Genomic DNA, 25129 nt, shown 5'->3' on the forward strand with positions numbered 1-25129 from the left:
ATCTGCAGAACAGTGCCCCACGTTTAAAGAGGCTCGACGGTGGTGCTGGGCACACAAGATACCTACGAGACATCGATCAATCCTGACGTGAGGATTAATACGACCAGTCAAAGTAGCTTGTGCTCGCATTTACTCTGTCTGCCTTTCTCCTGCGCGCAAGGGAGCTTATTTGATGAGCCACCTACTCATCCGGTAATACCTCAATCAGCTACAAGGCCATGGATTCAACAAGCCTGATCACTAAAAGCCTTCTGGCGTCTTTTCGACTGGCTGGATCCGAAAAAGACGACACCATTCAGTTCCTGTGGCATGAGTCAGGCAACTATGGTCTGTCCGGAAGCGCCGTGTTTACACTGTTCATCAAACGGAGGTCACTTCAACAGACGGCCATTGACGTGATTCGACAACATTCCCCTATCTTTGACGAACAATCCGTAGAAACAGTGTCACGCCTCTTAACCGACTTTGCTAGGAACAGCATTTCCGTATTGGGGCCTGAAAAAGTATTCTCTGCTCTTGGGGAAGATCAATCATTGCTCGATCTCGCCAATGATGGCGCCATAGAAATAATGTCGTTTCAACTTCACACCTGCTTGAATAATTCCAGACAAAAAATGGCCTATCTCCTGCCTCTCCCAGAAGTACAGCTTTCTGACGAGATCGTTTCAGGCCGACTATTTCTTGTTCCAGGAGCTTCGGACTTGGATACGGCCCTTAGTCGATTCGACAGATTCCAGATAAGTTTGCTGGGCAACCAATATCCTCCGTTTGATGGGAAACACCCTTCATGGCCTGTGCGGTCCACTGATGCCTGGTTAGGAGTTTTTGAGGGAAGCCATGCCCGAGCTGAAAGCGTGAAACAGGCTTTTTTAGGGGCGCTCTCTATGGCGATGGACTTCCCTATGTCACGTTTCTTCACCCACACGCAGTCTAGATTGCCCCAAGGGCATGTGGCAATTCGGCAGGATGGGAAATGCACAATCTGGTATCGCCCGCCTCAACTACCGGAGGGATTGGGCGCAATCGCTGTAAACCTTCCGATGCTGAAAATGATAGCCGGCCTTCTCGTGAATCAAGCGGCTAACCAAAAGATTCAAGTCGCATTGGAGTACATTGCTGCCGGATGGCTACCTATCGGTAGGATGGGTTTTCTGCACAATGCCATTGCTCTCGATGCTCTTTTTGGCAAAAAGGATTCAATGAGAAAGAGCATTTTGGCGGGTGTGGAAAGGCATGCCGAGGAGATTGATCGAGTCCGTATCCGCACAGGCCTTCTCTTGGATATGAGAAATCGACTCCTTCATGGTAAATCAGGCAATCTCGAATCCTGTTCGGAGTATCTAGAGTATCACGAGAAATTCGATATCGATCCTGCGAAGGACCAGATTCGAATCATTCGAATGTGCCTCTGGGAGATGTCGGGCGGATGAGTCGTAATTCGAGGACTATTGCTCCCATTTCGGACCACGTGCGGCATCAGCAGCATGTAGGTTTCTGCACTCAAGCGTATTGCAAGAACTTAAATCGTTCGTTCCAACCATGTTTGCCTAAAGTCCGCATGAGCCATCCGATTTATCAAGCGCGAACCCCTGAAGTTGTTGAGCCTTACACGCTGCGAGTGCAATTTTCCGATAATACGGAACAAATTTTGATCTGAAGCCCATATTAGCCGGTGAGCTTTTGGTCCTCTGCTCAGTCTCGATCTGTTCAACCGAGCAGTCATTGATATGGAGATAAAAACCCTGGTGTGGCCGAACGGCGCTGATTTTGATTCAGCGACGCTGCATGATTGACCCAAATACAAGGACGCCTTCACTGCCCGTGCCAGAGAATGGGAACGTGCATCCGCCTGAAGAATTATCCTTTTCCAGACCAGAAGCTTCTCAGCCTTCCAGCTATTCAGCGAGCTTCAGATGCCGTCCAAGCCATTTGCCTGCAAGTTTAGCCACCTGTTACAACGTGCCCTGTTCTTCAAAAAGGTGCGTCGCACCGGCTATCGTTTGAACAATCGTACGTAGTCTTCAAAGATGAAAAGCCGATTACGTCTCTGCCCCGTCAACTCTTTCAGTATCTCAAGCCTGACGAAGTCGTCTGTGAGCGCAGCGGCGGTGTTGGTTTGGGCTTGAATGAGGTCGGTCACCATTTTAATGGTGGTCACCGGGTTTCGGTAGAGTGATCGCATGAGGGCTTGTGCGTTGGCTTGTCGGCGGACATGGAATGTGGGGAGATACTCGCGCTCAATACGTTCCTTCAGTGCGAGAATGTCCTTGAATACTTGGATGGACATTCCGGTGGTTTCGCGCATGCCGAGCAAGAAGAACCGTAACCATTCCTCTAGCTTGTGGGTGGTACGGACGGCCATCAACTGATCATAATACTCCCCCTTGTGCCGCTCGAAGAAATCGGAGAGATACAGAGCTGGCTTATGCAGCAGGCCAAAGCTGACCAAGTACAGTACGATCAGCAAGCGGCCTAACCGACCGTTGCCATCTAGGAACGGGTGGATTGTCTCAAATTGATAATGTATGAGCGCAATCTTGAGCAGGTGTGGAATATAGATTTGGTCGTTGTGTATGAATTTTTCCAGATCGCTCATTAGGTTCGGCACATGCTGATGATGAGGCGGAATAAACGTGGCATGCTTGAGGCTGACACCGATCCAGTTTTGGCTCGTGCGAAATCCTCCTGGTTGCTTGTGTTTACCTCGCACTCCGCGTAGCAACACTGCGTGCGTCTCACGCAAGAGTCTGTTAGATAAAGGAATATGACTCAACTGTTTGATAGCGAAATTGATGGCCTCGATATAATTGTGTACCTCTTGCCAGTCATCGCGTTTTTCCGGATCAACATCGAGCTTACCTACCAACGCCTCTTCAATGTTGGTTTGCGTGCCTTCGATGCGGCTGGAGGTTGTAGCCTCCTTAGTGATATGCATGCGAATGAAGAAGTCGACATCAGGAATGAGCTGAGAGAATGCGTTCAGCTCTCCAAGAAGCCGATTCGTTTCTTCCAGAAGCGTAAGGGTCTTGGAATCAGAAACGATCCATTCTTGGTTGATCGGCGTAGGCAAAAAACTCTGGTACTCATACTGTTCTTCGTACTTTCCTGCCTTGAACTCATTGATATTCATGGATTCCTCTGGTGTTGCCCGCCAATTTGACTTAAGTTGATTGTTATGTCAAATGCATGGCCTCAAATTGAGATACAGATTGGCGTATGTCAAATACTCAGAGGGGCCGTAGAAGAGTTGACTATCATTGACTAATCAGCTTCTGCAGAGGGAATGATTTTTGAGATGCAGGTCGGTTACTGGAGTTGGAAGAGGTATTGTTGGAACCATTTCCCTGCATGCTCCGCCACCTGTTCTAACGTGCCCGGTTCTTCAAACAAATGTGTCGCGCCGGGAACGATGATCAGTTTCTTTTCGCAGGTCAATAAATCATACGCAGCCTGGTTCATCTCGATGACCGGCTCATCGTGGCCTCCGACGATCAATAAGGTGGAAGCCGTGACCGACGGCAGATAAGGTTCCGCTAGGTCCGGTCGTCCGCCTCGTGACACGATAGCCTTGATGTGAGCCGGCTCGCGCGCGGCAGCTTGCAGCGCTGCTCCGGCCCCGGTGCTGGCACCGAAATAGCCGATTGTGAGACTCCTCGTTCGCTCCTCCGTCTCCACCCAGTTTTTCGCCAGCAATAGCCGAACAGCCAGCAGAGCGATATCGAACACCTTGCGCGGGTCATCCGCTTCTTCTTCGGTCAAGAGGTCCAGTAGCAACGTGGCAAAGCCGTCTTGTTGGAGGTGGCGGGCGACGAAGTTGTTGCGAGGGCTCAATCGCCCGCTGCCGCTTCCATGTGCAAAGATCACAAGGCCACGTGGGCCAGGCGGGAGGCCGAGGATACCCTCGAGGGTGGTCCTCCCTTCTTTGATCCTCATGCCGTGCTCATGCTGTGCGGTCATCGTACCTCTTTCTTAAGAGCACTGCAGGGGGCGGGACGGTTGAGCCCAGGGGGCAATTTGGTCTGGTCGTCGACGCAGGCGGTATTGAGTTGTGTCTGTGTGAGACCGATGACGGACGAGAGTGTGGCGCCTTTAAAGTTTGCGCGACGCAGGTCGGCTGAATCCAACCGGGCACCCGTCAAATTGACAGAAACGAAAGTGGCATCTTGCAGATTCGTGTCTTGCAGATTGGCTTGGGTCAAGTTGGAGTGGCTAAAATTGGCCTCGCGAAGATCTGCGCCGACGAAATTGGCCGACTCCAGATTGGCTCGGTTGAATTGACCTTGCCGGAACGAGGATTTCGGTGCGTAGATTTCGCTGAGGTCGCCGTTCATAAAGTTGGTGTGCCATCCCTTGGCTCCGATCAGGACTGCACGGGTGAGGGTGGTGTCCAGAAAATTTGCTTCATCGAGGGTGGCATGATAGAGAATGGCCATTCTCAGCTTCGCTGAGTTCAGATCCGCCTTGACGAGAGTGGCCTCTTCGAGATTGGCTCCTTCCAAATCAGCCTCCGGCAGGATGGCGTCCTGTAGGTTCGCGTACCGTAAGTCTGTGCCGCGAAGGATGGCGGCTTTCAGATTCGCCCCGCGCAAATTCGCTTCGTCCAGATAGGCGCTTTCCAAGTCTGCTTCGATGAGTTTGACCTGTTCCAGTTGTGCCCGATCAAGCAGCGCACCCTGAAGGTTCGCGCGATGAAGGTTTGCGTTGGAGAGGACCGTGCGACGCAGGTCAGCGCTTGTCAGATCAGCATTCACGAGGACCGCACTTTTCAGTGTTGCCCCGTAAAAATATGCTTCGGTGAAGTTGCCGTCGGTCATATCGGCAGAGCCGAGGTCGGCACCCTCAAACTGGGCTCGTTCAAAGGCCGCCTCATTTAATTTGGCGCCGATGAGGACGGCGTCGAACAGAGCGGCTTCGTCACCCACGGCACGAGAGAGATTGGCGCCCGTGAGTCGGGCACGACGGAGATCGGCTCCGGAGAGGTTACTGTCTTTGAGGATGGCTTTGGTGAGGTCAGTCCCAGCCAGACTGGCCTGAGTCAGGGTGATCTGAGACAGATTCGCTTGACGTAGGACGGCACCTTCCAGATCAGCACGTTCGAGATTCGTCCCAGCAAGTGCCGCACGACTGAGATCAGCCTGACAGAGCTCCAGGCGCTTGGCATCGGGGTTCCTCCGATACTCTATCCATCGCTCATGCGAGCGGACGAGTTCTTGCAACGTTTTTGCCGGGACGGGCTTCTTCTTGTAGGGGCTTTTACAGGGAAGAATAGTGAGTAGTGTCGGATCGGAAGCGGAGGGACCAGCTGCCAAGACCCATGTCGCGGTCAAACTAATAAGAAGGGTCATTCCTCCGATGACGATTGAACGAGAAAGACATTTCATCACATGACTCCTTTGCTGGTAGAGACGCGGTCAACTATTTGGGCTAAGCTCTGCAAAGTCTCAGAGATTCGAACGTCGTAGGCAGGTGAGAGCTCAAGGATCCGCAGAGATTCCGGAAGCCGCCCGAGTTGCAGGGCGGCGTGGCGTCGTACTTCGACGAGCGACGGCGATGCTGCAAGTCGGCGGCCTTCTTTCATGACGGGGTGGAGCAGCGGTTGGCCGGATTGTTGATCGTCGTCGGTCGTGATGATGTCATGGTCCAGGTATCCGCCATCGGTATAAGACCGATAGACTTGCTTGCGGCCGGGCCAGGTGGCTTTGCCCTCCGATCGCTTGCGACAAGGACGGCCTGCATATGCTTGGAGCTTGTAGGCACAGTCCAACGAGGGTGCATCGGAAGAGGTGGTCATGGCGGTACCGACGGCGAAACGATCGATGGGTGTTCCCGTTCGCACCAGATCTCTCAATCGATATTCATCCAGGTTACCGCTCGCAAGGATTTTGACCCGAGACAATCCGCCTCCGTCGAGGATCTGCCGAACATTTCGAGCGTGGTCGGCCAGGTCGCCGCTATCGAGGCGTACACCTTTCAGCGTGATGCCTCTCGCGTGAAGGCGTTGGGCTAAGGCTACGACCTTCTCCGCTGCGGCTTCCGTATTATAGGTATCGATCAGGAGAATGACATTATCCGGTTGAATTGTTGCAAAGTGTTCGAAGGCCAGGGTTTCATCCTGATGGGCCTGGACGAACGAATGGGCCATGGTGCCGTAGAGAGGGATCCCATAGTGCATGCCGGCTAGGACGGTTGCAGTTCCGGCGAAACCGGCCAGGTAACTCGCTCGCGCGGCGAGAAGAGCGGCCTCCGCGCCATGCGCACGGCGTAGCCCAAAATCGATGAGTGGCTTTCCTGCTGCGACCAGCACCGAACGTGCTGCTTTTGAGGCCACCATCGTTTGAAAGTTCAACAGGTTCATTACCCGGCTTTCGACGAGCTGCGCTTGTGGAAGCGGCGCGACGACTCTGAGGATCGGCTCGTGAGGAAAGACAATCGTTCCTTCGGGTATCGCCTCTATGTCTCCGGTGAACCGCAGAGCCTCGAGATAGTGTAGGAGCCCAGAACTGAACCGCTCCGATTGTTCCAGCCAAGCCAATTCTTCCTGCGAGACTCTCAATCCAGAGAGGTAGTCCAACACCTGTTCGAGACCGGCGACGACCAAGAAATTCCGATGGGGCGGCAGCCTGCGGACAAAGAACTCGAAGACGGCTGGTTGGTCCATCTGCTGTTCCAGGTAGACTTGAGCCATGGTGAGCTCATACAGGTCGGTCAGCAGGGCGCTGGTCGAGGGGTTCATGTTTCGAGCATTTTCCATCGTACAGGCAGGGCTCCCAAGCGAATCATTTCTTCCTCGGTCCGCCGACCGTCCTCGGTATCAAGGTTGACCGCCTTGATGCCGTCCATCAATAAACAGACGTCATACCCGAGCATTCGAGCGTCTTTGACCGAATGCAGCACGCAGTAGTCGGTTGCTAATCCACCGATGAAGAGGCGCTGCACGTTGAGGGCTCGGAGATGCCGATTCAGAGCAGTGTGTTGGAATGCGGAGCACGCTTCTTGGTCGTGATCAATGGCTTTGTAAATGATGACAGCCGATGGCGGCGTCGTGAAGGACGACGGTGGAAGAGCACCGGGTGAGCCGGCAACACAATGGGTCGGCCATGGTCCACCCTGCGACAGGAATGAGCAATGGTTGGGTGGGTGCCAATCGCGACTCAGAAAAATAGGAAAACCGTAGGCATCAAAGCGGCGAATATAGCTTGTAAGGACCGGAATAATCTTGTCCCCATGGCTGATGCCGAGCGCCCCGCCCGGGAGAAAATCGTTCTGGATGTCCACAATGAGGAGCGCGTCATGGAGGGCCAGCTTCTCCATTGCTGCCGTACGATTCCATCGAGCAGAGGTTCGTCGTGTTTCGTCCGTCCATCAAGAGTTACGCGTTTCGTGTTTCACGTTTCTGGTATCAGTCTCTCTATAACTCGAGAGAGGACTTGCGAAATCAGCAACGTGACACTCGAAACGGTTCCGCTACTCGTACTGGGGATGAGCACAGCTCCTATTGCGACAACACACGGATGTACGCCACGACGTCCTGCATCTCTCCATCGGTGAGCTGGCCTCGCCACGAATGCATCGGGCTGAAGACGACGCCGTGTTCGATCGTTCGCAGTAACTCTTCATCGGATTTCAAAAATGACTGGAACCGCTGAAAATTGGCCGGTGGGACGTTCAAAACAACGGCGCCTGGTCCGTCGCCTCGCCCAGTTGGGCCATGACAGTTCTGACAGTGGTGCTCGTACACGGCTTTCCCACGCTCACGGTCGGGTGGATAGTCTTGAGCGTACAAGGAGGATGGCACCAGGCCAGTCAGGATGAGGAGGGTCCACAGTCCCACGATGAAGAATCGATTCTCTGTGTGTTGCGATTGCATGATTCATCTATCCCTGCAGCGTGTTCAAAAAGGCCACCGTTCTCACCCGCCCGACCCCGGCGCGCCAAGACGCGCCGTTCCACGGGCAAGGCCGCAGCGAGAGAAGGCCGAAGCGTACCCTCTGGGGTACGTTGAGGGCCTGAACGATGCGAGAACGTCGTTGGCGGACTTTTTCACCATGCTGCTAGCTCTTCTTTGTTGTGTGAGCAATGAACGGGCTAAACAGTTGCTGCAGGTTCTTGCTCCCACAGGCCGGACAGACGATTCCCCCGGCTGCGTGTTCTTTCAATGTTACCACGATCAACGATTCCTTCCCGCAATCGAGACACTTATAGTCATACATCGGCATGATGTAAACCCTTTCGACGGTCAGCTGAAAATCATCCATGGATAGGTGCCCTGGTGTAAGAGTGCGTGGGACACACTACCGAGTACCATACGGGTGATGCCGCGGCGGCCTCGGGACCCCATGAGAATCAGGTCAGGATTTAAGGCCTTGGCCTCCTGAAGAATTCCATCCACTGGGGTGCCCAACGTCGTTATCACTCGGGTTTGATAGCCTGAGAGGCGGAGTTTGGCCGCCGTCTCGTCGAGAAAGTCCTTTGCTTTGCGGAGGGAATGGGTTTCCATATGCTCAGCCGAAACCGCATCCACCGGCCAGGGGGGCCTGGTATGGGGAAGGACGGTGAAGAGGGTCACCGTGGGCAGCTCGCGAAATGGTTTCTGTTGAAGCAAAGAGAGGGCATGATCTGCGTCATAGGTTCCTTGTAACGGCAGTAAAACATGATGGAGCTTTTTCAAGGGACCGGGAAGAATCAGCTTCGCGCCAGGTGCGAACGTCAGGACTCGATGAGAGACGCTTCCGATGAGCCGTTCCTTGATCGGTCCAAGGCCTCGAGTACCCAATAGAATCAGGCCCACCTTGAGTTGTTCAGCCAAGGCCACGATTTGCTCCGCCGGAGATCCGACGACCAAATGTTTCGTGACCGGTCCAGCATCCAGGGGGAGCAAGGACACGGTGCGATCCAACAGACGAGTCCCGTCATCGCGCATGTTCCGCTCCACCGTCTCGTATAGCTCCTGTGCCACTTCCGGCATCATCATGGGATAGGCCGGACTTGGGACGTCGAGTACATGGACGAGATGCAGTTCCTCGGCGCGAGCCAGGCACTTGAGGGATCGGACCGCTTCATACGAATGGTCGGAGCCGTCGACAGCGAGCAACAGTTTCATACACACCTCACTGGCAATCCGCAGGACAGAAGAAAATAAAATACATCACAACCGCCAGACCTACGCCTATCGCTCCAAGCAAGAGCCACTGTGTACGTGTCATGCTTCTCTCCCTTGCTGATAAGTCTCCAGCAAGTCCAATGCCATTGATGGCAGTGAGAAGTGAAATGTAGGAGGTGAAAAGTATTGTTCGGACTGCGCAACCCCTTATCATGCACGCCTCATTCTTTATCCCTCACCGATCGTGGCGCCTTCTGCTACAGGGAGTGAATGACTACTGTGGCAGAGAGCTACGGCTTGCGGAGATAACATGATTAGTCGGTGCCCATGGCATGGGCGAAAACAACAAATCCGTAGCGTCTTCACGCCATCAGCGAGTAACCATCAGTTTTCACCGGCGGCATCACCCTTGCTCAAGCTCCGGTAGGGAGGATGGTGTATGGGGCAAGATACGGATCTCTTCAAGGCCATCTTGGTTCCGGTGGATTTCTCCCCCTGTTCAGACGAAGCCTTTCGAGTGGCGTGTCAGGTCGCGCGGCTGTGTGGAGCGACGGTACTCGTGCTGCACGTAATCGATACGAGCACGCTTGCCGCATTCCATCGCTTGGGGCTGTTGGCGGTTCCATCAGATGCCGCTCCACAGCGCCGCCGGTTACGCCATCATGCTCGATTAAAGGTCAGGCAGTTGTTGGAGTCCAAGGTCGCCGCAGACGTGAAGATTACACGACTGATCGTGGAGGGTGTGCCGTTCGCTGAAATCGCGAAAGCCGCGCGGATAGGGAATATTGATCTGGTCGTGATCGGCTGCTACGGCGGAAGGGTCGGGAGTGTGGATAAGATATTCTTCGGCAGTACGGCGGAAAAGGTCGTTCGCACGGCGGGTTGCCCTGTATTGACAGTGCCGCTTCCGACCTCCGTCTCGCAACGGAGGTCGTCACGATGATGATCGGAGGGAGGACATTATGACCCTTGGAAAAAGTCCGGTGCAGTGGCGGAGGGTAGGATTGGTTCTCACAGTCGCGTGCATGGCCTGGATGTACGGTGCGGCCCTTCTGGCACAGTCCGAACAGGTGGTGGACGTGACCATCAAGGATTTCCGGTTTGTCACGAAGCAGAGTCCCTTGCGCCTGGGGCTCCCCACCGTCATCATTGTCCGGAATGAAGATGCGGAGCGACACGATTTCAGCTCGACCATGTTTGAGGGGATCCCCACACAAATCGAGAAGGACGGGGTGATTGTGTACGGCCGCGGCCTGGGCGGGATGTATCTCGATCCGAAACAGAGTGCCACGATTCGATTCGATATGACGCGACCTGGCCGGCACGTTTTTCGATGTGCGATCCACCCGACGATGAGCGGGGAATTGCTCTTGTTGAGTGCGGAGGCTGTGTGAGTGTGACCACGGGAAGACCGAACATTCTCTTTGCGACCGACGGATCACAGGGGTCGGCGGCTGCTGAGGCCTATGCCTGTGGGCTCGCCCGATCGTGGGGTGCCTCACTGACCGTGATGCATGTGTTGGAGTTCCCATCAGGGCTTAACCCTGAGAATCCTGTCAATCAGCTGTATTTGGCCGAGTTGATGAAGCAGGCGACGCAAGAGCTGGTTGAATTGAAAACACGGGCAGCCGGTCGAGGGGTTTCGGCGGAGACCAAGATTGCCACAGGTATCCCAAGCGAGGAGGTTCTTGCAGCCGTAACGGGTGAAGCGCCGGATCTGATTGTTGTGGGCACGAGAGGCAAAACCGGATTGGCACATATACTCCTGGGAAGTACGGCGGAGCGAATTATCCGGGCGGCACCCTGCCCGGTCCTGGCCGTGCGCGCCCGGCTGCACGACGAAGAGAAAACGGGCGGGCTGCGGCACAATCCCCCCGTTATTGAACGGATTCTGGTGCCGATAGATTTTTCAGACTATTCGCTCGATGCGTTGGAGTATGGGGCAGTGATTGCTCAGCGATCGAAAGCCTCCGTCAGAATTCTCCATGTCCTGGAGCCGGTTTCGTATGGGCTGGATTTCACTTTGCCTCATGTGGCGAAGCGAGACCACGATCGGACGGCGATCACGAAGAAGTTGTCTGATCTCACGGCAGCCCTGACTTCGGCTGGGCTGGTGTCTGATTTCGTCGTCTCCGGCGGGCTGCCGGCTGATTCGATCCTCAACGCAGCCGTGACCCCCGATGTGGGTTTGATTGTGATGGGGACTCATGGTCGACGGGGTTTGTCTCACGCGTTGTTCGGTAGCGTCACGGAGTCTGTGCTTCGAAAGTCCTTGTGTCCAGTCTTGACGGTCCGGAACCCGAAGTTTCACCAGGACCATCGCTCTGTCCTTGTAAGGTCATCCATGCCAAACAATGCGTAGCCGAGGAGCGAGTTATGCCAACGCGCAAGACAACAACCAAATCCAAATCCAAACCCAAGCTCAAAACCACGAGCAGCAAAGGAAAGGGCCGACCCGCGTCTGTCCCGAGACGGATGGAAAACCCTATCGAATTACCGGAGGGCATGTGGGAACGAATCTCGAGGAAGGCGTACGAGCTTTGGGAACAGCGAGGTCATCAGGACGGGAATGCCCTCCGAGACTGGCTCGATGCAGAAGAAATTGTCATGGAAGAAATTCATGAATCGCGTGAGTGACAGGGGAATGGGATTTTGGGTGCCGCGCCCGCAAACACTGGACGCGCTTCTCGCGCGGTTGAATCACTTATCTCTCAAAGCGGAGTTTCGGGTGCAGCGAGAGAGAGCACTGGCGCGCGCCCTGAAGCCATATGTTGAGGGAGATACCGGACGGCTTGTCGCACCGCTGGAGCAGGAAATGGAGCTGGCGAGTCTCTACCTGTTCTGCGACTACTATCCCGAAGACGGACAGCTGACCCTCATCGAACAGCTGCGAGACGTGATCACCGAACACATCCCCGAAGAGGAGCGGCAGTGGCTCGATCCTTTGAAACATTCCTCTGTCGACGTCCTGACGCTGATCTCGGTACCACAAGCCGGCCAAGACCTCGTGTGGCAATCGCTTGCTGATGGCACAAGGGTGGTTCTGCCGGGCGGTGAATTCGTGAAGGATCTCACCGTGGATCGTCCGTTGCTCACCAGAGTCATCCATGATCCGAATGCTCCTCCGGAGTCCGATCGAGCCGTATGGGGGGGCTGTGGGATCACGCTGTCACAAGCTGATGCCAAGACGTTGCTCGACCTGACGTCCGACTGGCGACGCGAAATGGAGATGAGCACCGGATCCTTTGCGCTGGGGGAATGGAGAGAATTCACCAAGCGATTCGGTTACATGGTCCTCTGGGCATTTGCGGAGCAACGCCTTGCGGCGCTGATTGATGCGGCTGTTCATGTCGAATATCGCACGGCTGATGATCAATCCTATCTGTATGCGATCGCACTCTATGATCACCACGAACAGCGAATGTTCACTGATGCGCTGTCCGGGATGACCGACTTGTCTCCGGAGAAGTCTGATCCCGCCGATAGGCACGGTGCGACGGTGAGGCTCCCTTCCCTTCAGCAATGGGTTCAGCGGGAAGGTGGCGTGCTCGTGGCCACGCTGACACTCACGGCGTATCAACTTCTCGTGGAATGCGACAGTCCACAGCGGCTGGACCTTCTCAAACATCGGCTCGCGGCTGCGCTGGGGTTCTCATTACATTTCCGAGGTGAAACCGTGGTGCCGCCAGCCCGGCAACTCTCGGTGGCCGAGCTCACAGCGGATACCCGACCGAGGCTGGTCGTGACCCATGAAGAAGAGAGGACGGTACTCAATCAGTTCCTTGAAACAACCTACCTTGAATGGCCGGATCAGCCTCATGTCGCGCTGGGTGGACAGACGCCTCGGCATGCTGCCCTGACTTCAGCAATGAGGGAGAAGGTAGGAGAGTTGATCGATGACATGGAGCGTCATGATCCGGGTCGCCGGCGTCTCGGTATGACGGTCTTCAATTACAACCGCCTGCGCACCCACGTTGGGTTGGAGGAAAGGCCTGATTGACCTTTCTTGTTACGTCGCGAGGCTCGTTCGTCCCATCCCGTTGTATCCAGTCGCTCATTCACAGGAATGGTTCCGTGGGGAGAGACGGCTTAGTGCTTGCCATCTCGAGAGGATGGAATATACAACTATGCCGGACATCTTGAAGCGATCAGTGTGATCATGGAAACATGGGCCGGGAGGAACAGATGACGATGCACCACCCAACAGTCGGGATTCTGGTCGGAGGCGGGCCTGCCCCCGGAATCAATAGTGTGATCGGCGCAGCTACGATCCGCAGCATTCTTGAGGGAACGGACGTGCTGGGGATCATCGATGGGTTCAAATGGCTCATGGAAGGTGGTACGGGACAGGTACGACCACTCTCGATCGAGGATGTCAGTCGGATTCATTTTCGAGGTGGGTCGTATCTGGGTACGTCTCGCGCAAATCCGACAAAGAGCTCGGAGCACCTTGGCAATGTGTTGTCTTCTCTGGCTCGACTCGGCGTCACGAGGCTGGTCACGATCGGCGGAGACGACACCGCGTTTTCCGCTATGAAGCTGGAGGAGCGAGCCGGTGGGCGACTTCAAGTCGTCCATGTTCCGAAGACAATCGACAATGATTTGGATCTCCCCCATGGTGTCCCGACGTTTGGGTTTCAAACGGCTCGCCACGTCGGGGTCGAGATCGTCAAGAATCTCATGGTGGACGCCCGTACGACCACTCGCTGGTATGTGGTGGTGACCATGGGGCGCAAGGCCGGTCATCTGGCATTGGGGATTGGAAAGGCCGCGGGTGCCACACTGACGATCATTCCGGAGGAGTTTCGTGAACGGCCGGTGAAACTGAAGCGAGTGGTCGATCTGTTGATCGGGGCCATGATCAAGCGCTTTGAACAGGGTCGGACTGACGGTGTTGCGGTGGTAGCAGAAGGACTGATCGAAATTCTTGATCCGGATGAGCTCGGTGGTCTGGAACATGTGGAACGTGACGAGCACGGTCATTTACGGATGACCGAGGTCGATATCGGCGACGTCTTACGGAGGGAACTGACGAAGCACCTTCGCGCGCTCGGATTGTCGATCACGGTGGTGCCGAAGAATGTGGGGTATGAGCTTCGCTGTGCCGATCCGATTCCCTACGATATTGAATATACCCGAGACTTGGGGTATTGCGCGGCTCAGTACCTGCTCGACGGTGGGACAGCGGCCATGGTGTCGATTCAGAACGGGCGGTTCATCCCGATTCCATTCAAGCAGATGGTGGATCCTGCCACCGGACGGACCAGGGTCAGGATGGTAGAGATTGAGTCCCAGTCCTACCACATTGCCCGGCAATACATGATCCGACTCAACGAGGAAGACCTGGAGCGTCACGATACTGTGGGCCGGTATGCCGCGGTGGCGAATCTGCCTCCCGACACGTTTCGGGATCGGTTCAAGACAGTCTTGTAAGCAACAGGGTGCGTTTCGATTGAAGAAAAGGATCTCCACGATGAAAATTCTGGCGGCAACGGATGGATCAAAGTATGGCCGGTGGGCATTGGAATGGTTGGCGGAGATCCCGTTCGCGGTGCAGCCGGTCGTTCGTGTCCTGCATGTCGTCGATGTAGCGGGTCTTCGGGCTCCCTTCATGATCCAACCGGTGATCGTCGGGACAGAACGGTATATTCAGTCCGAAGTGAAGCGGATGGAGGCTGCGGCGAAAGTGGCGAAAAAGGATTCGGAAGGCCTGTTGTCGACGCTCGGATTGAGTGGGACGGTGACGACTGAGCACGGCGCGGTTGCGGCGACGATTATGAAGCATGCACAGCGTGGAGTCGGGCTCTTGTCGATCGGATCAAGAGGCTTAGATGCCCTGGATCGCTTTATGCTGGGCAGCATCTCGAACCATGCCATCCACCATGCTCCTTGTTCTGTCCTGGTGGTGAAAGAACCTCCGAGACCTATCCGGCATCTGATCTTGGCAATCGATGGGTCGGCTGCTTCAGATAAAGCGGTCAAGTTTGTGATGCGTACGATCAATCCGACACCCGATGGCCCTGACCGCGAGCCGGTTTTGGTCACCATCGTGCACGCCATGCCCTTTTTAAAATATCCGGAGGTCAAGGAGGTCGGGAAGGGGCTGGTGCAGCGCTCTGGAGATAAGCTCGCGAAATCGGGCTTCCAGATACGCGAAGCCGTGAGGCTCGGGAAGCCGGCGGATGAGATTCTGACGGTGGCCAAGAAAAACAAGGCAGACCTGATCGTGACCGGCGCGAAGGGGTTGGGCGCGATCGGCCGTGTCCTGCTCGGCAGCGTGTCCACTCGTGTGGTTCAACATGCTCATTGTGGCGTGCTCGTCGTCCGCTAAATACAAAAGTAGGGGATGGTCCCTGGGGCGCGAAACAGGCTTGACGGGGAGGAAGACAGGACAATAGACTACCCTCCGGCTAATTACCGAACGAATAGTGCCGATTGCCGAACTAGTAGGGAGAGGAGGGTTTCATGACAGCAGTAATAACGATCGACCAGGACTCGCTCCCTGATCGTTTGGTGACGGGGCTTTCAAAAATCGGTCTGGCGATGAAGAGCCGAACCTGGAGACGGAAGGGGCGACAGGGTATTGGTCCCTTGCAAATTCAGGTGCTGACGTTTCTGCGGTCTCGACCGAACCATTCAGCTACCGTCTCGACCATTGCTCGGGAACTCTCGGTCAAGCTACCCACCGCGTCCGAGGTCATCAGAACACTGGAACAGAAGCGGTTTGTTCGGCGGCGCCGCCGGGAAGTCGATAATCGCGTGGTGACGGTACACTTAACGGCTCTGGGGGTCAAAGCGGGCCATGTTGAAAACCGATGGCCGGAAATTCTGGCATCGGCTACTGAGAATCTCTCCCCCCAGGAGCAGGTATCACTTCTCGGGACGCTCGTGAAACTGATTCGCGCCCTTCAATTGCAAGGCGAGATTCCGGTTGCGCGTATGTGCGTATCCTGCGAACATTTTCAGCCGCACATCTATAAAGATTCGGATCTGCCGCATCATTGCAACTTTTACAACATCGCATTTGGAGATCAGGGGTTCCGTCTCGATTGCCATGAGTACGTTGAAGCCTCCAAGGACGGCAGCCTTGAGCAGAACCAGGATTCCAATTCCGGCCCAGTTGAACAGCCGGCCCAATCGGCGCAGGTGGTATGACTTTAGGGTGGCGACTGCGTGGTGCGGTTGAGATACAGTGGCCAATCGGCTTCAATCTTTCGCATTATGTCTTCCAGAGCCGACTGTAACGCAGTCTCAATCGGGTGACGATCAGAGGCTGTGACCCACCGGACTGATGACCCCGCTGCGGTTTGCTCCGAGAAATAGGACTTGATCACCTGTGACGCTTCTTCGCGCATGTCCGCCTGCAGCATGACTCGGTAGTGATAGTGGCCTCGCCGAGAACTCAGCACCAACTTGGTAGCCATATGAAGCGAAAGGTCGCCTGATTCGGGCGAGACCGACGCGAAAGTGCCTCGTTGCCGCAGGTAGTCAAGGATTCCCTGGGTCAGATCTCGATGAGACCAGGTGAGGAACGTGATACCTGGTCGATGATCTGGACCTTCCAGGGCAATAGGGCTCAGCGTGATCCGGAGGCTTCGCGGAATCGTGTTGGACGGCACGCTGGTCGGGAGCGGCGTCACATGGATGCGATGGACACATCCTGCTGAGACCAGGCAGAGAGTCAGCAGGAATATGCTCCATGGCGTTGCTTGTCGCATGGTTGAGGGAGCAGGCAAGAAGAGCTCTCCGTACGAAGTCTGCGACGTGATCAGTGCGTTGGATCGGCCGAAGGCGCTGAGGCGATATCCAGATCTTTCAATGCTCGAGCCGCCTGCTCTCGGTAGGCACGTTCGGTCGGATTGGTGTAGGTATCGATCACGCGCTGATAGGAAGCGCGGGCTCTATCCGGTTGTTGCTTGAGCGTGAAGTATTGTCCCAACGCGATCCAGTTTTGCGCGGCTGTTTCTCGAGCCGTTTTCATCAGTGCGAACTCGCGTTCGACTTGTCCGACTTCTCCCATGTGACCACGTTTCTTGACGGTGTCCGCCATCTGGTCGGCCATGAGTTCGATCTGTTCGTTTTCGTGAACCGCTGATCCCACCCGATTGGCCTTCAAGTGGCTGTAGAAGGCTTCGACGTGGTCTTTCATCACATCTGCCCTCCGCTGATAGGAGTCTTGAGCACAACCAGAGAGGAGGATAATGAACAGCGAAATCATACCGACAATGTGGTAGAGACGATGAGGAAGAACGATCTTCACGAAGAGCCTCAAAAGAAGATTTCTGTAGCTCACGACAACAATGACTCATTATACCACCCAGCCGCGCAAATACTCACCCAATCGGCGAGTAGGTCCGGTCGTTGCCGGCGACGCCGGCCAGCCGAATGATGGAAAGCCTCTTGAACCTCTGATGATGGCTGCGCTATCTTACGCGGCAGTTTCCGAGCGACGATGATCTTCGCGGGGGAAGGGTGGGCCTTCGAACAACGAGGAGGATGATATGGGAAAAAGCTTAAAAGGGACCAAGAGTCACGACAATCTGAAACATGCGTTTGCCGGAGAATCACAAGCCAACCGACGGTATCTCTATTTCGCTCGGCGGGCGGATATCGAGGGGTATCCGGACATCGGCGGGCTCTTCCGGGACACCTCAGAGGCGGAAACCGGCCATGCCTTCGGCCATATGGACTTCTTGAAAGAGGTCGGAGACCCGGCTACCGGTGTGCCGATCGGCAATACGGATGCGAATCTCAAGTCTGCCATCGAGGGCGAAACCTACGAATATACGCAAATGTATCCTGGGATGGCGAAGACGGCTCGGGATGAGGGGTTTCCTGAGTTAGCTGAATGGTTTGAGACGCTCGCAAAAGCCGAGCGGTCCCATGCCAATCGTTTCCAAAAGGGGCTGGATGGCTTGAAAAGCTAACAGCTGAGTATCAGCTCACGTTCAGCGGTCAGTTTTCGGCGATGTGGCGGCAGCCCGTCGGCGAAGACTGACCGCTGATTGCTTTCCGAGAGACAGATCATGAAGGGCATCAGCCTGATTGCACCCATCGACGCCAAGCAGCTAGAGAAAGAGACGTTGCGGATCTATGAGGTCTGTGACGGCTGCCGACGCTGTTTTAATCTCTGTCCGTCTTTCAACACGTTGTTGGACCGCATCGATGTGTATGAGGGGGATATCACGAAACTGACTCCGTCCGATCATCACCGCGTGGTCGACGAATGCTACTACTGCAAGCTCTGCTTCAACCATTGCCCCTATACGCCTCCCCATCACTATGTCATCGACTTCCCCCATTTGATGGTTGCCTGGAAGAAGCGCCTTGCTGTGGAACGAGGGGTTCGGTGGCGGGATCGTCTGCTCATCATGACGGATGCCATCGGGAGGCTGGGCAGCGCGACCGCCTCGATCACGAACAGGTTATTACGCAGCATGTTGGCCCGCCGTGTGCTGCAGCAGCTCGTCGGGATCCATCAAGATCGCCAGGTTCTACACTTCTCGTCTGAGACGTTTTCGCGCTGGTTTGGGCGTCGAGCCAAGACTGTGTCGGTCGATCCGCCCATCCGAAAAGTGGCTTTGTTTGCCAGTTGTTTAGTGAATGCACAGGTTACCGATGTCGGCAAGGCCACGGTGCAAGTGCTGGAAAAAAACGGGGTTCAGGTGGTGGTTCCTGAGCAGCGCTGTTGCGGAATGCCGAACTTCGACATCGGTGACACCCAAGCCATCCAGCAGGCAGCTCGAAGCAATGTCGCCTCATTGTACCCATGGGTACTCAAGGGGTACGATGTAGTGGTGCCCACGGCTAGCTGCAGTTTAATGCTGAAACGGGAATATCCGGAACTCCTTCCCAATGAGCAGACGAAGCAGGTGGCTGAGAAGACATTTGATATCTGCGAGTACCTCATGAAGATGAAGAAGGAGGGGGAACTCGCGACCGACTTTACGAAGAAGCCGGGGAAGGTTGCCTATCAGATTCCCTGCCATCTCAGAGACCAGAATATTGGGTTTAAATCGAAAGAACTGATGGAATGCGCTGGGGCAAAAGTTGAGGTCATCGAACAGTGTTCAGGGCATGATGGGTCCTGGTCGGCCAAGGTAGAATTTTTCCCCCTCTCGATGAAGATTGCGGGCAAGGCCGTGCGGGCCATCGAACAGACGAGCGCGGATCTGGTCGCCTCTGACTGTCCATTGGCGGGTTTGCAATTGGAGCAGGCCGGGGCCACCGCCAAGATGCCGGGCAAGGCCGTGCGACATCCGATCCAGATTGTGCGGGATGCCTACGGGCTTTCTTCCGAGGGGTGAGCGAGTGGCGAGCGTACGGTTCTCGCGAATAGTTGAGGAAGAGAGAGTATATCTGTGCAAGCACTGACATCAGCAGACCTGATTCCCTACGAAGAGTACGAACGGCAGCGCGAAACCTTTCGTGCGAACATCATTGCCTTGAAACAGCGGCGACGTATTTCGATTGGTCCGTGGATGACCTTGGTGTTCGAGAATCGGCGTACGTTGCAATTCCAGGTTCAGGAAATGGTCCGTGTCGAACGGATTTTCGATCCGGCGAAGGTCCAGGACGAGCTGGACGTGTACAACGCCATCCTCCCGGCACCCGGTGAATTGAGTGCGACGCTCTTGATCGAAATTACCGACGAAGCGAACGTCAAAGAACGGCTCGATGAGTTTATGGGGCTGGATCACGGAGAAAAAGTGGCCATCGTGGCCGATGGGGAAGAAGCCTTCGGTGAGTTCGAAGGCGGCCATAGTCACGAGACGAAAATCAGCGCGGTGCACTTCGTCCGATTTCGCCCCACTGCCTCGATGCAGGCCGCTTTTGCGAATCTCACCAAGCCGGTCACGATTCGTGTCAGTCACGGTGCCTATCGTGCAGAAGTGCCGGTATCAGGCAGCATGCGAGAAGAGTGGCTTTCAGACTTGAAATGACATGTTGAGTGTGTGACAAGGTCGGCCTTCCGCTTCACAACTCAGCACTCAGTCCTCAGTAGTGGAGAACGATGCCCCCTGTATTACTGACCAAACGGATCGAGTTCGCCGCGGCTCACCGCTACATCCGACCGGAATGGGATGAGGCGAGGAACCGCGCGGCCTTCGGCCGTTGTTACAATCCTCCCGCACACGGGCATAACTACCTGATTGAACTGACCGTCTCAGGGAAAATTGACCCCACGAACGGCATGGTCGTCAATTTGTTCGATCTCAAGCGGGTGATGTTGGATGTGATTGAGGAATTCGACCACAAGAATCTCAATCTCGACATGGCCTATTTCAAAGATCGTATTCCCACCTCGGAAAATTTCGCACATGTGCTGTGGGACAAGTTTGCGGTTCAACGAGATATCGGGGCACTCCATACCCTTCGCCTTTGTGAGGATGAAGATCTCTATGCCGAGGTAACGGCTGGGGATCGCCCGAACGGGGCGATGATTACGAAGCGATACTCCTTCAATGCTGTTCAACCAGGGCATGAAGGGCGCGAGTGGGATTGTTTTGTGACGGTTCGAGGCACGATTGATCCCATGACCGGTATGGTCACTGATATCGGGGCGTTGGATCAGCTGGTCAAGGACAGGGTAATTGCGAAATTCGATCACAAGGACCTGTCGGTGGCCCTGCAACGCCAGTCCGTAACCGGCGAAGACTTGGCTCAAGGCATCTGGCAGGAACTTGCTCCACACATCACCCAAGGCACTCTGACTAACATTCGATTGGTTCCCTCCCGCGACCTGGCTTACGACTACGCCGGGTGAGGGCGATCTTAGACACCTGAGTCACATAATCTCCTTTAATACGTTTACGAAAGGCCGGGTTTGTTCTTTCACTCGGCTATCCAACGCCTCTAGATCCAAGATATCCTCTCGAAGAGATTCCAGCACGGCGGCATTGACCAGCTCCGAGACGGACCGGTCTGTGATGGCGGCTTTGTCCTTAAGGGCTCGATAGACTTTTGGCTTCAAATAAATTGTTGTTCGAGTGTCTGACATAGCGCTCCTCCATTATGGCATTGAGACGTTATAGCATCATGACGTTAAAAGTCAGAAGAGCTCCCGGCATGTCTACCGACACGGGGCCTACCCTATGATGAGCACCCCATGCCTCCTGTGCCTGTCAAAGGGCAGCACTGCGTTCCAATAGGGGCATAGTTTCTTTGAAGAAAAACGAGTAAGCTTCCCCGCTAATTTCCTACAGCTGCCTGGAGAACCTCGTATGTTCGAACAAGCCTTCAGAAACATCGACGACGTCCTTCGGAAAGAAGCCGGTTGTACGACCGAGCTGGACTATACCGAGCAGACGTCGTGGCTCTTGTTTCTGAAGTATCTCGACGCGCTGGAGCAGGACAAGGCCGATGAAGCCAGGCTGGAGGGGAAGCGCTACAGCTTCATCCTCGACAAGCCCTACCGCTGGGAAAGCTGGGCTTCGCCGACCCTTCGGCAGAGCTCAGGGACCGGACGAGTGATCGACCACAACAAGGCTCTGACGGGGAGCGACCTCACCGAGTTCGTCAATCTGAAGCTCTTTCCCTACCTGCATAGCTTCAAGCAGAAGGCCAGCGGGCCGAACACCATCGAGTACAAGATCGGGGAAATCTTCGGCGAGATCAAGAACAAGATCCAGAGCGGGTATAACCTGCGCGAGATCATCGACCACATCGACGAACTGCGCTTCCGCTCACAGAAAGAGAAGCACGAACTCTCGCACCTCTACGAAGCCAAGATCAAGAACATGGGCAACGCCGGGCGCAACGGCGGTGAGTACTACACGCCGCGCCCGCTCATCCGCGCCATGGTCCAGGTCGTGAAGCCGAAGATCGGCGACCGTATCTATGACGGAGCCTGCGGGTCGGCGGGCTTCTTGTGCGAAGCCTATGACTATCTCCGTTCGACAGGCTCACGGACCGAATTAACGACCCGCGATCTCGGTATTCTTCAAACCCGCACCTTCTACGGGAAGGAAAAGAAGTCTCTCGCCTATGTCATCGCGATCATGAACATGATCCTGCACGGCATCGAAGCGCCGAACATCATCCACACCAACACACTCACGGAGAATCTCGCCGACATTCAGGAGAAGGACCGTTACGACGTGGTGTTGGCCAATCCGCCATTCGGTGGGAAAGAGCGGAAAGAAGTGCAGCAGAACTTTCCCATCCGCACCGGTGAGACGGCCTTTCTCTTCTTGCAGCATTTCATTAAGAGTCTCAAGGCTGGCGGGCGCGGCGGCGTGGTCATCAAGAATACCTTTCTCTCCAACACCGACAATGCTTCGGTGAGTCTCCGCAAGCTGCTGCTGGAAAGCTGCAACCTCCATACGATCTTGGATTGTCCCGGCGGCACGTTCCAGGGTGCGGGCGTGAAGACCGTCGTCTTGTTTTTCGAGAAGGGCGCGCCCACAAGAAGGGTTTGGTACTACCAGCTCGATCCGGGCCGTAGCCTCGGCAAGACCAATCCGCTCAATGATGATGATCTGAAGGAATTCATCAAACTCCAAAAGACCTGTGCCGACTCGCCCAAATCCTGGACCGTGGATGCCCGGTCCCTGAGCGACGTCGAAGGGTTTGATCTCTCGGTGAAGAACCCGAATGGCGGCGAAGTGGTCACGCACCGCAGCCCGCAAGAGATCATGGATGAGATTGCCGCGCTGGATGAGGAGAGCGCGGAGGTGTTGGGGAATATCAAGGCGCTGCTATGAGGAAGGGGTGGCAAACCAAGAAGCTGGGTGACGTGTGCGCTACAATTCAAGATGGTGCGCACGAATCACCGCAGCGGCAATTCGACAGCCCAGGCAAAGGGCGCTTTCTCTATATTACGTCCAAGAACATTCGGAACAACTGCCTCGATTTGGGAAACGTCTCATATGTAGAGGAAGACTTTCACAGTCGGATCTATCCACGATGCAAGCCAAGCATTGGAGATGTGCTCCTCACCAAAGATGGTGCAAATACCGGGAACGTTACCCTCAACACGCTGGATGAGCCATTCAGCCTTCTTTCGAGTGTATGTCTTATCAAAACAAAGCCTGACGCGCTCAGTCCAGGATTCTTGAGTTACTATATTCAAAGTCCTGATGGACTGAAGAGCATCACGGGCCAAATGACTGGAGCCGCGATCAAGAGAATTATTCTGCGCGACATCAAGCTTGCGCCAATACCAATCCCTCCGCTCCCCGAACAGCACCGCATCGTCGGCATCCTCGACGAAGCGTTTGACGGCCTCGCCCGCGCCACAGCCAACGCCGAACAGAATCTCCGCAACGCCCGCGCCCTCTTTGAAAGCCATGTGCAAGCCGTCTTTAGTGAGGCATGGAGAGACTCTGAGGTTGTGCCACTGACCGAACTGGCATCTGACATCACTGATGGAGATCACCTGCCACCGCCTAAGACGTCTACTGGAATACCATTCATCACCATCGGCAACATCGTGAAGTCTTCCAGGAAGATTGACTTTTCCGATACCTATAAAGTGTCACGGGACTATTTCGATTCATTGAAACCAAACCGGAGGCCTCAGCGAGGTGATGTGCTTTATACGGTCACTGGCTCGTTCGGAATTCCTGTACTGATTGACGACTGGCAAGAATTTTGTTTCCAACGGCACATTGGATTGATTCGCCCCAAATCTCGCGTCGACAGCCGATGGCTATCATACCTGATGCTATCGCCGCAGGTGTTTGCACAGGCTGACGCTGCTGCCACAGGTGCAGCACAGAGAACGGTGTCGTTGAAAGCGCTTCGAAGCTTTGTGGTGCCGAGCATGTCGCTCATACGGCAAGAAAAGATGGCTGCCCAACTCGACGCCCTCGCCGCCGAAACCCAACGCCTCGAATCTATTTATCAACGAAAGCTGGCCGCGCTGGGCGAGCTGAAGAAATCGTTGCTGCACCAAGCCTTCACTGGACAACTTTAGAGAGCACCATGCCTGAAGAGACGCCCCCGCAAACCTCCATACTCCTCTACCAAACTGAAGACGGCCGTACGCGCATTCAGTGCCGATTTGAGGATGAGACGATCTGGCTTTCCCAGGCACAGATTGGAGAGTTGTTTCAGACCACCGTGGCCAACATTAACCTGCACCTGAAGGCCATTTATGCGGAGGGTGAGCTGGCCGAAGCGGCAACTATTAAGCCGTACTTAATAGTTCGAAGAGAAGGCGTCCGTCAGGTGTCTCGGGAAGTGTTGCACTACAGCCTTCCCGCCATCCTTGCCGTCGGCTATCGAGTCCGTAGCCATCGAGGCACGCAGTTCCGTCAGTGGGCGACGGCGCGGTTGAGCGAGTATCTCGTCAAGGGTTTCGCGATGGACGACGAGCGGCTCAAGAATCCGCCGGGCAAGGGCCAGACGGATTACTTCGATGAGCTACTGGAACGTATTCGGAATATTCGCTCGTCGGAACGGCGTTTTTACCAGAAGGTGCTCGATATTTATGCCACGAGCGTGGACTACCAGTCTGATACGGAGCTGTCTCAGCAGTTCTTCGCGACAGTGCAGAACAAAATGCACTGGGCGACACATGGTCGCACGGCGGCGGAAGTCATCCATCAGCGGGTGGATGCGACAAAACCGTTCATGGGGCTGACTACCACGCGGCCAGGTGGGATTGTACGGAGGGACGATGTCGCCATTGCCAAGAACTATCTCACGGAAGGTGAGCTGCACGCGCTGAACCGGATTGTGACTGCCTATCTGGAATTTGCCGAACTCCAAGCGCTCAATCGACGGCCGATGACGATGCGTGACTGGATTACGAAGCTGGATGAGTTTCTGAGGTTGTCTGGGCGTGAGCTGCTGAACCATGCAGGGAAGATTTCCGCCGAGGCTGCCAAGGCGAAAGCCGAGCTGGAATATGACCGGTACCGAGCTCTCATCGATGTGCAGTCTCGCCCGGTCGATGCGCACTTTGATCAGACGGTTAAGCGGATTCAGAAGTTGCCACGTCCGGCGAAGCCAAGAAAAAAGAAGCTATGAACGAAGCCGAAACCAGAGCCGAGCATATCGACCCTGCGCTGAAAGCAGCCG

The 25129-nt window shown here is 55.1% G+C and carries 27 protein-coding genes; 16 read left to right on the top strand and 11 right to left on the bottom strand.

The annotated features are described in order from the left end of the window. Positions 1 to 218 precede the first annotated feature (218 nt). A complete protein-coding gene (locus ACYX34_RS12405; RefSeq protein WP_462076876.1) occupies positions 219 to 1430 on the top strand; it encodes a hypothetical protein in 1212 nt (403 codons plus the stop codon). Between the two features lie 563 nt (positions 1431 to 1993). On the opposite strand, the gene ACYX34_RS12410 is transcribed toward ACYX34_RS12405, so the two are convergent. From ACYX34_RS12410 to ACYX34_RS12445, 8 genes are all read right to left on the bottom strand, one after another. Continuing rightward, complete coding sequence (locus tag ACYX34_RS12410; protein WP_462076877.1) at positions 1994 to 3130, bottom strand: Fic family protein; 1137 nt, start codon at positions 3128 to 3130, stop codon at positions 1994 to 1996. A 176-nt stretch (positions 3131 to 3306) separates the two neighbouring features. Then, complete coding sequence (locus tag ACYX34_RS12415; RefSeq protein ID WP_462076878.1) at positions 3307 to 3957, bottom strand: dienelactone hydrolase family protein; 651 nt, start codon at positions 3955 to 3957, stop codon at positions 3307 to 3309. Continuing rightward, on the bottom strand, positions 3954 to 5381 hold the full coding sequence (locus ACYX34_RS12420) for a pentapeptide repeat-containing protein (RefSeq protein ID WP_462076879.1): 1428 nt from the start codon (positions 5379 to 5381) through the stop codon (positions 3954 to 3956). The genes ACYX34_RS12415 and ACYX34_RS12420 overlap by 4 nt, the downstream gene beginning before the upstream one ends. Next, on the bottom strand, positions 5381 to 6733 hold the full coding sequence (locus tag ACYX34_RS12425) for a nicotinate phosphoribosyltransferase (RefSeq protein WP_462076908.1): 1353 nt from the start codon (positions 6731 to 6733) through the stop codon (positions 5381 to 5383). Before ACYX34_RS12425 ends, ACYX34_RS12420 begins: the two co-directional genes overlap by 1 nt. Next, complete coding sequence (locus ACYX34_RS12430; RefSeq protein ID WP_462076880.1) at positions 6730 to 7311, bottom strand: isochorismatase family protein; 582 nt, start codon at positions 7309 to 7311, stop codon at positions 6730 to 6732. Before ACYX34_RS12430 ends, ACYX34_RS12425 begins: the two co-directional genes overlap by 4 nt. Before the next feature lie 181 nt (positions 7312 to 7492). Next, positions 7493 to 7867: a c-type cytochrome gene (locus ACYX34_RS12435; RefSeq protein ID WP_462076881.1), complete on the bottom strand. Its 375-nt coding sequence runs from the start codon at positions 7865 to 7867 to the stop codon at positions 7493 to 7495. Positions 7868 to 8051: 184 nt separating this feature from the next. Continuing rightward, positions 8052 to 8255 (bottom strand): FmdB family zinc ribbon protein, encoded by a 204-nt coding sequence (locus tag ACYX34_RS12440; RefSeq protein ID WP_462076882.1) that lies wholly within the window; start codon positions 8253 to 8255, stop codon positions 8052 to 8054. Then, positions 8237 to 9100, bottom strand: coding sequence for a universal stress protein (locus tag ACYX34_RS12445; protein ID WP_462076883.1), 864 nt, complete (start codon positions 9098 to 9100; stop codon positions 8237 to 8239). Before ACYX34_RS12445 ends, ACYX34_RS12440 begins: the two co-directional genes overlap by 19 nt. A gap of 439 nt (positions 9101 to 9539) precedes the next feature. Here ACYX34_RS12445 and ACYX34_RS12450 point away from each other — a divergent pair, with 439 nt between their 5' ends. The 8 genes from ACYX34_RS12450 (at position 9540) to ACYX34_RS12485 (ending at position 16255) form a co-directional block, all read left to right on the top strand. After that, positions 9540 to 10043: a universal stress protein gene (locus ACYX34_RS12450; protein ID WP_462076884.1), complete on the top strand. Its 504-nt coding sequence runs from the start codon at positions 9540 to 9542 to the stop codon at positions 10041 to 10043. Between the two features lie 19 nt (positions 10044 to 10062). Beyond that, positions 10063 to 10494: a cupredoxin domain-containing protein gene (locus tag ACYX34_RS12455; RefSeq protein WP_462076885.1), complete on the top strand. Its 432-nt coding sequence runs from the start codon at positions 10063 to 10065 to the stop codon at positions 10492 to 10494. Next, positions 10491 to 11462, top strand: a complete 972-nt coding sequence (locus tag ACYX34_RS12460) for a universal stress protein (protein ID WP_462076886.1) — start codon at positions 10491 to 10493, stop codon at positions 11460 to 11462. Before ACYX34_RS12455 ends, ACYX34_RS12460 begins: the two co-directional genes overlap by 4 nt. Positions 11463 to 11476: 14 nt before the next feature. Continuing rightward, on the top strand, positions 11477 to 11737 hold the full coding sequence (locus tag ACYX34_RS12465) for a DUF2934 domain-containing protein (RefSeq protein ID WP_462076887.1): 261 nt from the start codon (positions 11477 to 11479) through the stop codon (positions 11735 to 11737). Then, a complete protein-coding gene (locus tag ACYX34_RS12470; RefSeq protein WP_462076888.1) occupies positions 11721 to 13100 on the top strand; it encodes a hypothetical protein in 1380 nt (459 codons plus the stop codon). Before ACYX34_RS12465 ends, ACYX34_RS12470 begins: the two co-directional genes overlap by 17 nt. Positions 13101 to 13285: 185 nt before the next feature. Further along, positions 13286 to 14533: a diphosphate--fructose-6-phosphate 1-phosphotransferase gene (pfp, locus tag ACYX34_RS12475; RefSeq protein ID WP_462076889.1), complete on the top strand. Its 1248-nt coding sequence runs from the start codon at positions 13286 to 13288 to the stop codon at positions 14531 to 14533. A gap of 40 nt (positions 14534 to 14573) precedes the next feature. Further along, a complete protein-coding gene (locus ACYX34_RS12480) occupies positions 14574 to 15431 on the top strand; it encodes a universal stress protein (RefSeq protein ID WP_462076890.1) in 858 nt (285 codons plus the stop codon). 134 nt (positions 15432 to 15565) lie between these two features. Further along, positions 15566 to 16255, top strand: coding sequence for a MarR family winged helix-turn-helix transcriptional regulator (locus ACYX34_RS12485; protein ID WP_462076891.1), 690 nt, complete (start codon positions 15566 to 15568; stop codon positions 16253 to 16255). A 2-nt stretch (positions 16256 to 16257) separates the two neighbouring features. Here the strand turns inward: ACYX34_RS12485 and ACYX34_RS12490 are convergent, their stop codons facing one another. Both ACYX34_RS12490 and ACYX34_RS12495 read right to left on the bottom strand, forming a co-directional pair. Then, positions 16258 to 16818 (bottom strand): hypothetical protein, encoded by a 561-nt coding sequence (locus tag ACYX34_RS12490; RefSeq protein WP_462076892.1) that lies wholly within the window; start codon positions 16816 to 16818, stop codon positions 16258 to 16260. A 50-nt stretch (positions 16819 to 16868) separates the two neighbouring features. After that, positions 16869 to 17360, bottom strand: a complete 492-nt coding sequence (locus ACYX34_RS12495; RefSeq protein WP_462076893.1) for a hypothetical protein — start codon at positions 17358 to 17360, stop codon at positions 16869 to 16871. A 241-nt stretch (positions 17361 to 17601) separates the two neighbouring features. Between ACYX34_RS12495 and ACYX34_RS12500 the strand changes: the two genes are divergently transcribed. The 4 genes from ACYX34_RS12500 (at position 17602) to ACYX34_RS12515 (ending at position 20867) form a co-directional block, all read left to right on the top strand. Continuing rightward, a complete protein-coding gene (locus tag ACYX34_RS12500; protein ID WP_462076894.1) occupies positions 17602 to 18027 on the top strand; it encodes a rubrerythrin family protein in 426 nt (141 codons plus the stop codon). Positions 18028 to 18126: 99 nt separating this feature from the next. Further along, on the top strand, positions 18127 to 19407 hold the full coding sequence (locus tag ACYX34_RS12505; protein WP_462076895.1) for a heterodisulfide reductase-related iron-sulfur binding cluster: 1281 nt from the start codon (positions 18127 to 18129) through the stop codon (positions 19405 to 19407). Between the two features lie 54 nt (positions 19408 to 19461). Next, positions 19462 to 20043 carry a DUF3501 family protein gene (locus tag ACYX34_RS12510; protein ID WP_462076896.1) on the top strand — a complete coding sequence of 194 codons (582 nt, stop codon included), beginning with the start codon at positions 19462 to 19464 and terminating at the stop codon, positions 20041 to 20043. Between the two features lie 71 nt (positions 20044 to 20114). After that, entirely contained in the window at positions 20115 to 20867 is a 753-nt protein-coding gene (locus tag ACYX34_RS12515; protein ID WP_462076897.1) for a 6-carboxytetrahydropterin synthase, read from the top strand. A 21-nt stretch (positions 20868 to 20888) separates the two neighbouring features. Here ACYX34_RS12515 and ACYX34_RS12520 read toward each other — a convergent pair whose 3' ends face one another. Further along, the gene (locus tag ACYX34_RS12520; protein WP_462076898.1) at positions 20889 to 21101 is read right to left on the bottom strand and encodes a CopG family transcriptional regulator; all 213 of its coding nucleotides are present in this window, start codon (positions 21099 to 21101) and stop codon (positions 20889 to 20891) included. 223 nt (positions 21102 to 21324) lie between these two features. On the opposite strand from ACYX34_RS12520, the gene ACYX34_RS12525 reads away from it, so the two are divergent. Genes ACYX34_RS12525 through ACYX34_RS12535 form a run of 3 tightly spaced genes read left to right on the top strand, consistent with a single transcriptional unit; the run spans position 21325 to position 25078 of the window. After that, positions 21325 to 22806, top strand: a complete 1482-nt coding sequence (locus tag ACYX34_RS12525; RefSeq protein WP_462076899.1) for a class I SAM-dependent DNA methyltransferase — start codon at positions 21325 to 21327, stop codon at positions 22804 to 22806. After that, positions 22803 to 24020 (top strand): restriction endonuclease subunit S, encoded by a 1218-nt coding sequence (locus tag ACYX34_RS12530; protein ID WP_462076900.1) that lies wholly within the window; start codon positions 22803 to 22805, stop codon positions 24018 to 24020. Before ACYX34_RS12525 ends, ACYX34_RS12530 begins: the two co-directional genes overlap by 4 nt. Positions 24021 to 24028: 8 nt before the next feature. Then, complete coding sequence (locus ACYX34_RS12535; RefSeq protein ID WP_462076901.1) at positions 24029 to 25078, top strand: virulence RhuM family protein; 1050 nt, start codon at positions 24029 to 24031, stop codon at positions 25076 to 25078. The last annotated feature ends 51 nt before the right edge of the window (positions 25079 to 25129 follow it).

The organism is Nitrospira sp. CMX1, assembly GCF_054902215.1.

Bases quoted from the DNA above. Each gene is read 5' to 3' on its own strand.
- ACYX34_RS12405 (WP_462076876.1), top strand. From the start codon at position 219: ATGGATTCAACAAGCCTGATCACTAAAAGCCTTCTGGCGTCTTTTCGA.
- ACYX34_RS12410 (WP_462076877.1), bottom strand. From the start codon at position 3,130: ATGAATATCAATGAGTTCAAGGCAGGAAAGTACGAAGAACAGTATGAG.
- ACYX34_RS12415 (WP_462076878.1), bottom strand. From the start codon at position 3,957: ATGACCGCACAGCATGAGCACGGCATGAGGATCAAAGAAGGGAGGACC.
- ACYX34_RS12420 (WP_462076879.1), bottom strand. From the start codon at position 5,381: ATGAAATGTCTTTCTCGTTCAATCGTCATCGGAGGAATGACCCTTCTT.
- ACYX34_RS12425 (WP_462076908.1), bottom strand. From the start codon at position 6,733: ATGAACCCCTCGACCAGCGCCCTGCTGACCGACCTGTATGAGCTCACC.
- ACYX34_RS12430 (WP_462076880.1), bottom strand. From the start codon at position 7,311: ATGGAGAAGCTGGCCCTCCATGACGCGCTCCTCATTGTGGACATCCAG.
- ACYX34_RS12435 (WP_462076881.1), bottom strand. From the start codon at position 7,867: ATGCAATCGCAACACACAGAGAATCGATTCTTCATCGTGGGACTGTGG.
- ACYX34_RS12440 (WP_462076882.1), bottom strand. From the start codon at position 8,255: ATGGATGATTTTCAGCTGACCGTCGAAAGGGTTTACATCATGCCGATG.
- ACYX34_RS12445 (WP_462076883.1), bottom strand. From the start codon at position 9,100: ATGAAACTGTTGCTCGCTGTCGACGGCTCCGACCATTCGTATGAAGCG.
- ACYX34_RS12450 (WP_462076884.1), top strand. From the start codon at position 9,540: ATGGGGCAAGATACGGATCTCTTCAAGGCCATCTTGGTTCCGGTGGAT.
- ACYX34_RS12455 (WP_462076885.1), top strand. From the start codon at position 10,063: ATGACCCTTGGAAAAAGTCCGGTGCAGTGGCGGAGGGTAGGATTGGTT.
- ACYX34_RS12465 (WP_462076887.1), top strand. From the start codon at position 11,477: ATGCCAACGCGCAAGACAACAACCAAATCCAAATCCAAACCCAAGCTC.
- ACYX34_RS12470 (WP_462076888.1), top strand. From the start codon at position 11,721: ATGAATCGCGTGAGTGACAGGGGAATGGGATTTTGGGTGCCGCGCCCG.
- pfp (WP_462076889.1), top strand. From the start codon at position 13,286: ATGACGATGCACCACCCAACAGTCGGGATTCTGGTCGGAGGCGGGCCT.
- ACYX34_RS12480 (WP_462076890.1), top strand. From the start codon at position 14,574: ATGAAAATTCTGGCGGCAACGGATGGATCAAAGTATGGCCGGTGGGCA.
- ACYX34_RS12485 (WP_462076891.1), top strand. From the start codon at position 15,566: ATGACAGCAGTAATAACGATCGACCAGGACTCGCTCCCTGATCGTTTG.
- ACYX34_RS12490 (WP_462076892.1), bottom strand. From the start codon at position 16,818: ATGCGACAAGCAACGCCATGGAGCATATTCCTGCTGACTCTCTGCCTG.
- ACYX34_RS12500 (WP_462076894.1), top strand. From the start codon at position 17,602: ATGGGAAAAAGCTTAAAAGGGACCAAGAGTCACGACAATCTGAAACAT.
- ACYX34_RS12505 (WP_462076895.1), top strand. From the start codon at position 18,127: ATGAAGGGCATCAGCCTGATTGCACCCATCGACGCCAAGCAGCTAGAG.
- ACYX34_RS12515 (WP_462076897.1), top strand. From the start codon at position 20,115: ATGCCCCCTGTATTACTGACCAAACGGATCGAGTTCGCCGCGGCTCAC.
- ACYX34_RS12520 (WP_462076898.1), bottom strand. From the start codon at position 21,101: ATGTCAGACACTCGAACAACAATTTATTTGAAGCCAAAAGTCTATCGA.
- ACYX34_RS12525 (WP_462076899.1), top strand. From the start codon at position 21,325: ATGTTCGAACAAGCCTTCAGAAACATCGACGACGTCCTTCGGAAAGAA.
- ACYX34_RS12530 (WP_462076900.1), top strand. From the start codon at position 22,803: ATGAGGAAGGGGTGGCAAACCAAGAAGCTGGGTGACGTGTGCGCTACA.
- ACYX34_RS12535 (WP_462076901.1), top strand. From the start codon at position 24,029: ATGCCTGAAGAGACGCCCCCGCAAACCTCCATACTCCTCTACCAAACT.